The organism is Amycolatopsis acididurans (assembly GCF_012328925.1).
GTDB lineage: Bacteria > Actinomycetota > Actinomycetes > Mycobacteriales > Pseudonocardiaceae > Amycolatopsis_E > Amycolatopsis_E acididurans.
In genome coordinates this window covers 38455-51132 of sequence record NZ_JAAXLS010000013.1, presented here as the reverse complement: position 1 = coordinate 51132, position 12678 = coordinate 38455, and the positions used below count along the sequence as shown (strand labels likewise).

11 protein-coding genes are annotated in these 12678 nt (G+C 70.2%); 6 read left to right on the top strand and 5 right to left on the bottom strand.

The window, feature by feature from the left end:
- Positions 1-16: 16 nt before the first annotated feature.
- Positions 17-1672, top strand: coding sequence for a DNA repair helicase XPB (locus HFP15_RS19915; RefSeq protein ID WP_168517810.1), 1656 nt, complete (start codon positions 17-19; stop codon positions 1670-1672).
- On the opposite strand, the gene HFP15_RS19910 is transcribed toward HFP15_RS19915, so the two are convergent.
- Positions 1649-2359, bottom strand: coding sequence for an arginase family protein (locus HFP15_RS19910; RefSeq protein WP_168517807.1), 711 nt, complete (start codon positions 2357-2359; stop codon positions 1649-1651). The two genes, HFP15_RS19915 and HFP15_RS19910, sit on opposite strands and share 24 nt — an antisense overlap.
- 68 nt (positions 2360-2427) lie before the next feature.
- On the opposite strand from HFP15_RS19910, the gene HFP15_RS19905 reads away from it, so the two are divergent.
- Genes HFP15_RS19905 through HFP15_RS19895 form a run of 3 tightly spaced genes read left to right on the top strand, consistent with a single transcriptional unit; the run spans position 2428 to position 4549 of the window.
- Complete coding sequence (locus HFP15_RS19905) at positions 2428-2940, top strand: hypothetical protein (RefSeq protein ID WP_168517805.1); 513 nt, start codon at positions 2428-2430, stop codon at positions 2938-2940.
- 40 nt (positions 2941-2980) lie between these two features.
- Positions 2981-3739 (top strand): DUF4253 domain-containing protein, encoded by a 759-nt coding sequence (locus HFP15_RS19900; protein ID WP_168517803.1) that lies wholly within the window; start codon positions 2981-2983, stop codon positions 3737-3739.
- A gap of 9 nt (positions 3740-3748) precedes the next feature.
- Positions 3749-4549, top strand: a complete 801-nt coding sequence (locus HFP15_RS19895; RefSeq protein ID WP_210717574.1) for a DUF72 domain-containing protein — start codon at positions 3749-3751, stop codon at positions 4547-4549.
- 191 nt (positions 4550-4740) lie between these two features.
- Here HFP15_RS19895 and HFP15_RS19890 read toward each other — a convergent pair whose 3' ends face one another.
- Positions 4741-5313 (bottom strand): type 1 glutamine amidotransferase domain-containing protein, encoded by a 573-nt coding sequence (locus HFP15_RS19890; RefSeq protein WP_312871656.1) that lies wholly within the window; start codon positions 5311-5313, stop codon positions 4741-4743.
- 96 nt (positions 5314-5409) lie between these two features.
- Here HFP15_RS19890 and HFP15_RS19885 point away from each other — a divergent pair, with 96 nt between their 5' ends.
- Entirely contained in the window at positions 5410-6372 is a 963-nt protein-coding gene (locus tag HFP15_RS19885; protein WP_281355607.1) for an o-succinylbenzoate synthase, read from the top strand.
- A 195-nt stretch (positions 6373-6567) separates the two neighbouring features.
- Here the strand turns inward: HFP15_RS19885 and HFP15_RS19880 are convergent, their stop codons facing one another.
- Complete coding sequence (locus HFP15_RS19880; RefSeq protein ID WP_168517799.1) at positions 6568-8928, bottom strand: xanthine dehydrogenase family protein molybdopterin-binding subunit; 2361 nt, start codon at positions 8926-8928, stop codon at positions 6568-6570.
- A gap of 128 nt (positions 8929-9056) precedes the next feature.
- Between HFP15_RS19880 and HFP15_RS19875 the strand changes: the two genes are divergently transcribed.
- Positions 9057-9266 carry a PspC domain-containing protein gene (locus tag HFP15_RS19875; RefSeq protein ID WP_168517797.1) on the top strand — a complete coding sequence of 70 codons (210 nt, stop codon included), beginning with the start codon at positions 9057-9059 and terminating at the stop codon, positions 9264-9266.
- Between the two features lie 62 nt (positions 9267-9328).
- Here the strand turns inward: HFP15_RS19875 and groL are convergent, their stop codons facing one another.
- Both groL and HFP15_RS19865 read right to left on the bottom strand, forming a co-directional pair.
- On the bottom strand, positions 9329-10960 hold the full coding sequence (groL, locus tag HFP15_RS19870) for a chaperonin GroEL (protein WP_168518024.1): 1632 nt from the start codon (positions 10958-10960) through the stop codon (positions 9329-9331).
- Positions 10961-11241: 281 nt separating this feature from the next.
- Positions 11242-12675 carry a serine/threonine-protein kinase gene (locus HFP15_RS19865; protein ID WP_312871655.1) on the bottom strand — a complete coding sequence of 478 codons (1434 nt, stop codon included), beginning with the start codon at positions 12673-12675 and terminating at the stop codon, positions 11242-11244.
- Positions 12676-12678: the final 3 nt, after the last annotated feature.

The window sequence follows — 12678 nt, the reverse complement described above, 5'->3', positions numbered from 1 at the left end:
CCGTATAAAGGAACACGTGACCGATGGCCCGCTGATCGTCCAGTCCGACAAGACCGTGCTGCTCGAGGTCGATCACGCGCAGGCGGACGACGCGCGGATCGCGATCGCGCCGTTCGCCGAACTGGAGCGCGCTCCCGAGCACGTGCACACCTACCGGGTCACCCCGCTCGCGCTGTGGAACGCCCGTTCGGCCGGGCACGACGCCGAACAGGTCGTGCACGCGCTCACCAGCTACTCCCGGTTCCCGGTGCCGCAGCCGCTGCTGATCGACATCGTGGACACGATGGGCCGCTTCGGGCGGCTGCAGATCACCAACAGCCCGGTGCACGGCCTCGTGATGACCACGACCGACCGCGCGGTGCTGGAGGAGGTGCTGCGCAACAAGAAGATCGGCCCGATGCTGGGCGCGCGCATCGACGACGACACCGTGATCGTGCATCCCTCCGAACGCGGACGGCTCAAGCAGGCGCTGCTCAAGGTCGGCTGGCCCGCCGAGGACCTCGCCGGATATGTCGACGGCGAGGCGCACCCGATGGCGCTGGAGGAGCACGGCTGGGCGCTGCGCGACTACCAGCGCCAGGCCGCGGACACCTTCTGGGCCGGCGGCTCGGGCGTGGTCGTTCTTCCCTGTGGCGCGGGCAAAACCCTGGTGGGCGCGGCCGCGATGGCGCAGGCACAGGCGACCACACTGATCCTTGTCACCAACACCGTGGCCGGACGCCAGTGGAAGCGCGAACTGGTCGCACGCACGTCGCTGACCGAGGACGAGATCGGCGAGTACTCCGGCGAGAAGAAGGAGATCCGCCCGGTCACCATCGCGACCTACCAGGTGATCACCCGCAAGTCCAAGGGCGAGTACAAGCACCTGGAACTGTTCGACTCGCGCGACTGGGGCCTGGTGGTCTACGACGAGGTGCACCTGCTGCCCGCACCGGTGTTCCGGATGACGGCGGATCTGCAGTCCCGGCGCCGCCTCGGGCTCACCGCGACGCTGGTGCGCGAGGACGGCCGTGAGGGCGACGTGTTCTCGCTGATCGGCCCCAAGCGCTACGACGTGCCGTGGCGTGACATCGAGGCGCAGGGATGGATCGCGCCGGCGGACTGCGTCGAGGTGCGCGTGACGCTGACCGACAACGAGCGGCTGATCTACGCGACCGCCGAGTCCGAGGAGAAGTACCGCGTCGCGTCCACCGCGCACACCAAGATCGCCGTCATCAAGTCCATTGTGGACAAGCATGCGGGTGAGCCGACCCTGGTGATCGGCGCCTACCTCGATCAGCTGGAGGAACTGGGCGCTGAACTGGACGCCCCGGTGATCCAGGGTTCGACGAAGAACAAGGAACGCGAGGCGCTCTTCGACGCGTTCCGCAAGGGCGAGATCAACCGGCTGGTCGTGTCCAAGGTCGCGAACTTCTCGATCGACCTGCCGGAGGCTTCGGTCGCGATCCAGGTGTCCGGCACGTTCGGTTCCCGACAGGAGGAGGCGCAGCGCCTCGGCAGGTTGTTGCGCCCCAAGGGAGACGGCCGCCAGGCCCATTTCTACTCGGTGGTCTCGCGGGACACGCTCGACGCCGAGTACGCCGCGCACCGCCAGCGTTTCCTCGCCGAACAGGGCTACGCGTACACGATCCAGGACGCGGATGTGTTCCTATCCGGCGATTTCGGCCAGTAGCCGCGCCCGGATCTCGTTGCCCACACCGGGTTCCCACGGGCACGCGATGTGCAGCGCGACCACATGGCCGGTCGAGCGAACCCGGCGCACGGCGTCGGCCACGGTGCTCGTGGACGGCCCGCCGGGCGCCGGGAACAGCAGGCCCGGCACCTCGCTCGGGTCGATGACATCGACGTCGACGTGCAGCACGACCGGGCCTTCGGGCAGCGGCACGCCGGTCACCGTACCGCGGCGGATTTCCGCCGTGGCGAGGAAATCCTCCTCCGCCGGGTCCAGATCGCGGGCGTCCACGAGCGTCGCGTCGCGCTGCGGCATCGGGTTCGTGCCGAGTTCGCCGTCGAGCAGGAAGCGCAGCGCCATCCCGCCGAGGTAACCCGACGTCGAGGTCTCGGGTGTGTGCACGTCGCCGTGCGCGTCGAGCCAGATGACCACCGGATCGATTCCGGCGCGCTGCACTCCGGCGACGACACCCGAGGCGATCAGGCAGTCCCCGGAAACGATGGTCGGCGTCTCACCCGCCCGCACCTGCCCGGCGATCTCGTCTGCCACCGCGCGGTAGAGCGAACGCAGGCGCGCGAACCGGTCGTCGCCCTCCAGCCCGGGTGTCAGCTTGCGGTCGTGCGGCAGGGGAAAGCTGCTCTCGGGTAGCTGTTCGTCCTGATGGTAGGGCACGAGGATGGTCGCCATGTCCGCACTTTAAGGGGAGATTCCCGGGAAACGGGCATGGTTTTCGCGCTCGGTGAAACCCTCGGTGCGTGCGTTACGTCAGCGTTCTGCTCGTCGCCGCGATCGCCGGTACGGCCGCGGGCCTGTTCGGCGGTTCCGGCAACGGGGCACGCGTCGTCGGCGCGAGCGTGGCGTGTGTCGTGCTGGCTGTGGGCATGTTCCTGATCGCGCGGCACGAGGACCGCGCGGGCGTGGCGCGGATGTCGCGATTCCTCTTATGGGTGGTCTTCGTTGTCGTCGCGCTGCCCGGGCTGGCCTGGTTCGCGCTGTGGATGTCGGACCTGGACCCGCAGGCGCTGTACGGCCTGGCCGCGGTCGCGGTGGCCGGGCTGCCCGTGGCCATGACTCGTCTTCACCCCCGCGCGGTGCCGCTGACCTCGGGTTTCTGCCTGCTGGTCGTGGTCGCGACGCTCGTGCTGTGGCGCCGGTTGTTCCTCTTCCTGCCGGCCTCGGTCGCGGCTGCCGGAGGCTGGCTGCTCTCGCTCGCCCTGCTCGGATACGCCCGTCGGCGGCGAACCGAAATTGTCGTACCCTCGAACTAGTGTTCGGATCCGTTGGCGAAACCTAGTGCGAGAGGTACCGATGACCACCGCCGCATCATTCGAGACGCTGCCGGGTCTTGAGCTGCCTGCGGGCCGCTGGCACGGCCCGATCTGGCTGTCCGACGAGCCGTTGGACGAGCCCGGCCACTACCGCGACTGCATCGCCGCGTACGAGCAGACCGGGCTGTGGCCCGTGCTCGTCCCGCGCGACGAGCGGTTCGCGGCCAACGGGGAGGACTGGGTGGACGACCGGGGGCGCCTGGCCCCGGCCGTGCACAAGGTCGATTCGGTGGACGTGGCCGAGACGCTGGCCCGCTGGTGGGATCCGTTCTGCTGCGCGGGCGGGCAGGGCTGCCTGCGCCCGTTCGGTTCGGCTTTCCCCGGCCTGGCAAAGAAATCACAGCTGCGCGTCGACCCGCTGGCCGAGGCGGGCAACACCGGTTCCATCCTGGCGCGCCGCGGCACCTACCGGCTCGGGCTGGTCGCCACCGAGCGGCCCGCGGACGTGCCCGCCGTGCTCGGCTGGACGGGCATGATCAAGTCGACCGATCAGGTCGCCGCGCTGTCTTCGGTGTTGCGCAGCTGGGAAGACCGGTTCGGCGCGCTGCTGATCGTGCTGGGCTTCGACGAAATGGAGCTGGCGGTCGCCGCACCGCCCCGGTTGCAGAACCGGGCGCTGGTGGTCGCGGCGGAGCACCGGGCGTTCTCGGTGCGCAGTTTCTCCGGGCAGCCGGGGAATCTGCGGGAGTACGCTTCGAGCCTGCTGCACCGGCGCCACTGGCGGTTCTCGTGGGACTGATGCGATGTGATGTGGATCGGCACCTCGGGCTGGCGCTACCCGCCGTGGCGGGGAGTGTTCTACCCGCAAGGGCTCGCGCAACGCCGCGAACTGGAGTACCTGTCGCGGCAGATGAACAGCGCCGAGATCAACGGCTCGTTCTATTCGCTGCAGCGGCCCGAGCGGTACCGCGCGTGGTTCGAGCAGACGCCGGAGCAGTTCGTGTTCGCGGTCAAGGGCGGCCGCTACATCACGCATATGAAGCGGCTGGCCGATGTGCGCACACCGTTGGCCAACTTCTTCGCGTCCGGAGTGCTCGCGCTGGGCCACAAGCTGGGCCCGTTCCTGTGGCAGCTGCCGCCGAACCTGGCTTTCGACGCCGACCGGCTCGCCGGGTTCTTCGAGCTGCTGCCACGGGACACGCGTGCCGCCACCGCGCTCGCGAAAGACCACGACGACAAACTGAAGGGAGAGGCCTGTTTGCCGACCGGCCCGCAGCGCCCGCTTCGGCACGCGCTGGAGGTCCGGCACTCTAGCTTCCGCCGCCCGGAGTACGCGAAGTTGTTGCGGGACAACGGGATCGCCTCGGTGATCTCGGACTCGGCCGGCACCTGGCCGACGTTGGAGGAGGACACCGCCGACTTCGTGTACATCCGTCTGCACGGTGACGAGGAGCTGTACACGAGCGGGTACAGCGCCGAGGCGCTGGACGCGTGGGCGGCCAAGATCCGCGCCTGGGACGGATCGCGTGACGTGTACGTGTACTTCGACAACGACGTGAAGGTCAGGGCGCCGATGGACGCGATCGCCCTGGCCGACCGCCTGCGTTGACGGCCCGCGAAGCATCGCTACGAGTGGACTTCACAGCGCGAACCCCGAGCTCACCGCGTATGGAGTCCACCCGACGCGATACTTCGCGGACCGCCGGGTCGTTGCCGGTCGGACGTCCCTGCCACCTTGCCGGACGTCCCTGATGGCGCGTCCTTGCGGTCAGGTGGCTTCAACCGGCCGGTCGTTGCCGGTCAGGCGCTCTTGGCCTGGGCGCGGTGCTTGCCCTCGGCGATCTCCTCGACCAGCTTGCCGCAGAAGGCGGGCAGGTCGTCGGGCTTGCGGCTGGTGACGAAACCGGTGTCCACCACCACTTCCTCGTCGACCCACTCCGCGCCCGCGTTGCGCAGGTCGGTCTGCAGGCTGGGCCACGAGGTCATGCGGCGGCCGCGCACCACGTCCGCCTCGATGAGCGTCCACGGTGCGTGGCAGATCGCGGCGACGGGCTTCTGCTGCGAGAAGAACTCGCCCGCGAACCGGACCGCGTTCGGCACGGTGCGCAGGAAGTCCGGGTTCGCCACGCCGCCGGGCAGCACGAGCGCGTCGTAGTCGCCGGGCGAAACCTCGGTCACCACCTTGTCGACGGTGAACGTGTCGCCCTTGTCGAGGTGGTTGAACGCCTGCACGCTGCCGGGCTGGGTGGATACCAGCTCCGGCTGCCCGCCCGCGTTCTCGACCGCCTTCCACGGTTCGGTCAGCTCGACCTGCTCCGTGCCCTCCGGGGCCACCAGAAATGCCACGCGCTTACCAGCGAGTTCGTTGGCCACGATCGCTCCTTCCTCCCTGAGAACGTCTGACCAGCCAATACCCCTTACCCCGCCGGGTCGAAACATCGGCGAGGCCAGGCAGGCTTTGCGGAGCGGCTGAGCGACAATCGACACATGGCCTTCGTCTATGCCGTGCCGCTACGCAACCGGTTCCGTGGCATCACCGTCCGCGAGGGCGTGTTGTTGCAGGGCCCAGCCGGCTGGGGCGAGTTCTGCCCGTTCGCCGACTACTCGGATTCCGCCAGCGTGCCGTGGCTCGCCTCGGCGGTGGAGGCGAGCGAGATCGGCTGGCCCGAACCGGTGCGGGAGCGGGTGGAGGTCAACACGACGGTGCCGGTCGTCGCGCCGGAGCGGGCTCACGAGATGGTGGCCGAGTCGGGCTGCCGGACCGCGAAGGTGAAGGTTGCGGACCCGCGCTCGTCCATTGTGGACGACTGCGAACGGGTGGCCGCGGTGCGGGACGCACTGGGCGGGAACGGCGCGATCCGGGTCGACGCGAACATGGCGTGGGACGTCGGCACCGCGGTGAAGGCGATCCGCGAGCTGGACCGGGCCGCGGGCGGGCTGGAGTACGTGGAGCAGCCGTGCCCGTCGATCGAGGAGCTGGCCGCGGTGCGCAAGCAGGTCGAGGTACGCATCGCGGCCGACGAGTCGATCCGGCGCGCGGAAGACCCGCTGAAGGTAGCGGTCGCCGGGGCGGCCGACGTCGCGGTGATCAAGGTGGCACCGCTGGGCGGGGTGCGGCGGGCACTGGAGGTGGCGCAGGCGTGCGGGCTGCCGTGCGTGGTGTCCTCGGCGGTCGAGACGAGCGTCGGCCTGGCGGCGGGCCTGGCACTGGCCGGTGCGCTGCCGGACCTCGGCTTCGCCTGCGGCCTCGGCACGATGTCGCTGCTGACCGGCGACGTGGCCACCGCGTCACTGTCCCCTGTGGACGGTTATCTCCCGGTCCCGCGCACCGCCCCGGCCCCGGACCGCGCCGGCGACTTCCCCGCCGACGCCACGACCCGGGACACCTGGCTGGCCCGCCTCGCCCGGGTCCGCGCACTGAGCATCAGCTGACGCGAGAGCGGGCGGGTTCGTGGGGCCGCAGCGTAACCGCGAGCTGCCCATCGGGCCACCAGGAACGTCCGAGGCGGCGGAACGAGCCCTGGCCTCGAGGTCACGGGCCGAACCGACGACACCGCACCGGAACCACACCCGCACCGCGCGCCGAACCCGAGGTCACCAACGACCCGGGCCGATGCGCCAAAACCCCTACGCCACCGCCTCATCGGCGTCCGCCGAGGCGCCGGCGTCCCGGACCGGGAGTGTGTCGAACGCCGCGGGCGGCTCGCGCCACGGGGAGGTCGGGCCGCCGTTCTTCGCGGCCTGGATGGCCCGCCACACCCGTTGCGGGGTCGCGGGGATGTCGATGTGCCGCACGCCCAGGTGCTTCACCGCGTCGACCACCGCGTTCTGCACCGCCGGTGTCGAGCCGATCGTCGCGGATTCGCCGATTCCCTTGGCTCCCAACGGGTTTCGCGGCGTCGGGGTCTCCGTGTTGTGCGTCTCCAGCGCGGGCACGTCCGCCGCCGAGGGCACCAGGTAGTCGGCGAAACTGGCGGTGACCGGGTTGCCGTCCTCGTCGAAGGAGACCTGCTCCCACAGCGCCTGCGAGATCCCCTGCACCGCACCGCCCTGCTGCTGCCCGCGCACGATCAGCGGGTTCAGCACCCGCCCGCAGTCGTCCACGGCGATGTGCCGCAGCGGCCGGACGTACCCGGTCTCGACGTCCACCTCGACCACGGACACGTGCGCACCGAACGGGAAAGTCGCGCCGTCCGGCTTGAAGTCCGTCTCCTCCACCAGCACCTGACCGTCCTCCGCCGCGGCGGAGGCCAGCTCGGCCCAGCTCAGCGACGCGTTCGGCACCCCGGTCACGCCCAGCTGCCCGTCCGAGGTCAGCACGATGTCCTCGACCGAAGCCTCCAACCGCGAGGCGGCCAGCTCCCGTGCCCGCTTCAGCACCAGCTCGCTCGCCTGCCGCACCGCGCTCCCGCCGATCTGCAGCGAACGCGACCCGCCGGTACCGCCACCGCGCGGCACCGCCGCCGTGTCGGACTGCACGAACTTGATGCGCTCCAACGGAATCCCGAGCAGATCCGACACGATCATCGAGAACGAGGTGGGATGCCCCTGCCCGTGCCCCGACGTGCCGACCTTGATCGACGCGCCGCCGTCGGAGTCGATCTCGATCGCGGCGTACTCGCCCGCACCACCACCGGTGATCTCGACGTAGGCGGCCATCCCGATGCCCAGCAACACCTTCTCGCCGGCCTCGATGCGCCGAGCCTGCTCGGCACGCAGGTCCTCGTACCCGGCCAGCCGCAGCGCCTCCCGCAGCGGCAGGTCGTAGTCGCCGTTGTCGTAGCTGGCCCCGGTGACCGTCTTGTACGGGAACTGCTCTGGCGAAAGGAAGTTCCGCCGCCGCAGCTCCGCCGGGTCCAGGTCCAGCTCGGCCGCGGCGAGATCCATCAGCCGCTCCAGCATGGCCGCCGCCTCGGGCCGCCCGGCGCCGCGGAACGCACCCGTCGGCGTGGTGTTCGTCAGCGCCGCGATCCCCGCGTAGCTGATCCGGGGAATCCGGTACACGCCCTGCGACATCGTGCGGGTGGGGCCCAGCGCCAGCGCGCCGCCGAAACCGGCGTAGGCGCCCGAATCGCCGATCACCCGGCACCGCAGGCCGACGATCGTGCCGTCCGAGCGCAGCCCCAGTTCGGCGAACTGCACCTGCGCGCGGCCATGCGGCATCGCCTGCAGGTTCTCCGACCGCGTTTCGGTCCACCGCACCGGACGCCCGAACCGGCGGGCCGCCTCGATGACCACCGCGTGTTCGGCGATCACCCCGACCTTGCCGCCGAACGCACCACCCACGTGCGGTGCGATCACTCGGACCTGGTCCAGTTCCCAGCCGAACATCGTCGCCGCCGCGCGCTGGAAACCGTGCGGCATCTGGGTGGACACGTAGATCGTGGCGCCGGATTCCTCCGGCAGTACGGCGATCGCGTTGCCCTCCATGGGCGCGACCGCGAGCCGCTGGTTCTCGATGCGTGCCCGCACCACCACGTCGGCGCCCGCGAGCACGTCGTCGTCGGCGTCGCGCTGCCCGCCCGCGATGTTCGAACCCAGCTCGGGGAACTGCGTCGGCGCCTCCGGGGCGAGCGCCTCCTCGGGGTCGACGACGGCGGGCAGCGGCTCGTAGTCGACGTCCACGAGTTCCAGCGCGTCCGCCGCGGCGACCGCCGTTTCCGCGACAACGGCCACCACCGGCTCACCGACGAACCGCACCCGGTCGACCGCCAGCGGATGACGCGCGCACTGCGCGTTGACCTCGATGAACACCGGCAACGCCGGCAGCCCCAGCTCCTCGGCGGTGTACACCGCGACCACACCGGGCGCCTTCGCCGCCTCCGTGGTGTCGATACCGGTGATCAACGCGTGCGCGAACGGCGAACGCACGAATCCGACGTGCAACGCGTTGTCGAACCGCTGGTTGCCGACGTAGGTGCCGCGGCCGCGCAACAGATCCGGGTCCTCGACCCGCCGGACTTCGGTGCCAAGCAAAGATCCCGCCATGGCCTCGACTCTAACGGCGAAGAACACGCCTGCCCATATGGACCTACTCCAGCTCAGGGTCGCGAATCCGGGTTCACTCAGGGCCGTTCCCCGATGTCGGGCGCACCGCCGCGGCCGACCATTGAGCCATGACGAACAACGTGACCACGAAGAAACTTCGCCGCAGCTCCAGCGACAAGATGCTCGCCGGGGTGTGCGGCGGCTGGGCCGAGATGCTCGGCGTGGACGCCGCGATCCTGCGCATCCTGCTCGTCGCCGCCACGATCTTCGGCCTGGGCGCACCGGTGCTGCTCTACGCCGCGTGCTGGGTACTGATGCCCGAGGACACCGCGGACTGAAAAAGGGCCCGGATGCGCGAGCTGCGCACCCGGGCCCTTTTCGCTCAGGGCTTAAGGACTTATCAGAAGTCCATGCCGCCCATGCCACCGGTCGGGTCGCCCGCCGGAGCGGCGGCGGCCTTCTCCGGCTTGTCGGCGACGACAGCCTCGGTGGTGAGGAACAGAGCCGCGATCGAGGCCGCGTTCTGCAGCGCGGAGCGGGTCACCTTCGTCGGGTCCGGCACGCCGGCGGCGAGCAGGTCCTCGTACTCACCGGTGGCGGCGTTGAGGCCGTGGCCGGCGGGCAGGGTCTTGACCTTCTCCACGACGACGCCGCCCTCGAGGCCGGCGTTCACCGCGATCTGCTTGAGCGGAGCCTCGACCGCCACCTTGACGATGTTGGCACCGGTCGCCTCGTCGCCCGAGAGCTTGAGGCCCTCGAACGCCAGCTGAGCGGCCTGCAGCAGAGCCACGCCACCACCGGCGACGATGCCCTCCTCGACGGCGGCCTTGGCGTTGCGCACCGCGTCCTCGATGCGGTGCTTGCGCTCCTTCAGCTCGACCTCGGTGGCGGCACCGGCCTTGATGACGGCCACGCCGCCGGCCAGCTTGGCCAGCCGCTCCTGCAGCTTCTCGCGGTCGTAGTCCGAGTCGGAGTTCTCGATCTCCGCGCGGATCTGGTTGACGCGACCCTGGATCTGGTCCGCGTCGCCGGCACCCTCGACGATGGTGGTCTCGTCCTTGGTGATGACGGCCTTGCGGGCACGACCGAGCAGCGAGATGTCGGCGTTCTCCAGCTTGAGGCCCACGTCCTCGCTGATCACCTGGCCACCGCTCAGGATCGCGATGTCCTGCAGGATGGCCTTGCGGCGGTCACCGAAGCCCGGAGCCTTGACGGCGACGGACTTGAAGGTGCCGCGGATCTTGTTGACGACCAGCGTGGCCAGGGCCTCGCCCTCGACGTCCTCGGCGATGATCAGCAGCGGCTTGCCCGACTGCATGACCTTCTCCAGGACCGGGAGCATGTCCTTGACGTTGGAGATCTTCGAGCCGAAAAGGAGGATGTACGGGTCCTCCAGGACGGCTTCCTGACGCTCCGCGTCGGTCACGAAGTAGCCCGAGATGTAGCCCTTGTCGAAGCGCATACCCTCGGTGAGCTCGAGCTCGAGGCCGAAGGTGTTCGACTCCTCGACGGTGACGACGCCTTCCTTGCCGACCTTGTCCAGCGCCTCGGCGATCAGCTCGCCGATGGTGCGGTCAGCGGCCGAGATCGAGGCGGTGGCAGCGATCTGCTCCTTGGTCTCGACCTCCTTGGCGGCCTTGTGCAGCTGCTCGACGACGGCCTCGACAGCCGTCTCGATGCCGCGCTTGAGGCTGATGGGGTCGGCGCCGGCGGCGACGTTGCGCAGGCCCTCGCGCACGAGCGCCTGGGCCAGCACGGTGGCGGTGGTGGTGCCGTCACCCGCGACGTCGTCGGTCTTCTTGGCGACTTCCTTGACGAGCTCGGCCCCGATCTTCTCCCACGGGTCCTCGAGCTCGATCTCCTTGGCGATGGAGACACCGTCGTTGGTGATGGTCGGCGCGCCCCACTTCTTTTCGAGCACGACGTTGCGGCCACGGGGGCCAAGCGTCACCTTGACGGCTTCGGCGAGGGTGTTCAGGCCGCGCTCGAGTCCGCGGCGGGCGTCCTCGTCGAACGCGATCAGTTTGGCCATTGCGGTGTTGTCCTCCGGTATTGGGCGCTGCCTGGCCCGCTTGCGGGAATCCAGCAGCAGGACACGTCCTTCGGCCAGGCTCGGTGCCCGCGACGGACGACCAGCCCGGAAGTTCTCCCGGGGAGGCCTCACCGTCCCGACCTTCAGACAGGCGGTCGGGGTTCTGACCGCCCGCCTAGCACTCGGCGGCGCCGAGTGCCAATCCCGTGTTTAGCACTCGGGGGCGGAGAGTGCAAGCGGCACCCGCTCATCCGCAGGTCGGTGACCGGCGGAACTCGCCGTCAGGACGAGGGCCGGATCGGGATGGTCGCCGGCGGCGGCGCGTTGGACGAGGGCGCCGACGAGGCCGCGCCGCTCGGGCCGACCGGGATGTTGGGCGCCGGCGCCGGCGATGACCCGCCGTCGCCGCCACCCAGCAGCACGATCGCGGCGACCACGCCCCCGACCACGACGAGCGCACCCAGCGCGATCCACAGCCACATCAGGCCGCGTTTCTTCGGCGGGGAGGGCGGCGGATAGCCGGGCTGCTGGTAGCCCTGAGGTGGGCCGAAGGCGCCGTACCCGGGCGCGGTGCTGTACCCGGACGGCGGGGCGTACCCGGGCGGCGGTTGCCGGTAGCCCTGCGGCGGGCCATAGGGCGTCGTGGCCTGCTGGGGCGAGCCATGGGGCGGGGACGCGGGCGGCATGCCCTGGGGCGGCATCCCCTGGGGCGGCATTGCCAGGGGCGGCGCGCCGTGCGGTGCGAGCCCCTGCTGCGGCGGCCCCTGCGGGGCGCCCTGCTGGTGCGGCCCCGGCTGCCCCCAGCCGGGCTGCTGCCCGTACGGCCCCACCTGCGCCCCCTCCGCCCGCGGCGAGTTCGTCTCCGGCGACGCCGCGGGACCGAGTGCCTTGCGGGCGGCGGAGATCAGCTCCACACAGTTGTCGTAGCGCTCGGCGGGGTTCTTCGCCATTCCGCGCCGGATCACGTCGTCGATCGCGGGCGGCAGCGACACCGCGCGGGACACCGGAGGTGGTTCGCCGGCGAGATGCCCCTTGATCACCGTCGGCACGTCACCCTTGAACGGCGGGCTCCCGGTCAGGCACGCGTAGAGAACACACGCCAGCGCGTACTGGTCGGTGCGCCCGTCGAGCGGTTCACCACGCAGATGCTCGGGCGCGGCGTAAGTGGGCGAGCCCAGGAAATCGCCGCCACGGGTGCGATGCCCGGTGGCGCCGCGGCGGGTCAGCCCGAAGTCGGCGACATAGACGTGCTCGCGTGTGGACTCCCGGCTCGTCACCAGCACGTTGGCCGGTTTGACGTCCAGGTGCACCAGCCCGCGGTTGTGCAGGCTGTCCAGCGCGTCCGCGACCTGGTCGAGCAGGCGCAGCGCGCGTTCGGGCGCCATCGGCCCGTCCGCGATGAGGCTGGCCAGATCGGCGCCGTCGACGAGACGCATGGCGATGTAGTGCATCCCGTCGATCTCGCCGAAGTCGTACAGGGGCACGACATTGGCGTGATCGATGGCGGAGGTGTTACGGGCTTCGTCGACGAACCGTTCCCGGAACTCGGCGTCCGCACCGAGGTGCTCACCGATCACCTTCAAGGCCACCTTGCGCCCGAGCCGGACGTCGGTGGCCTTGTACATGACACTCATGCCGCCCTTGCCGAGCACCCCGTCAATGCGGTAGTTGCCCAACCGACGACCGGTGAGGTCCCCCGACACATCGCCTGTCACACA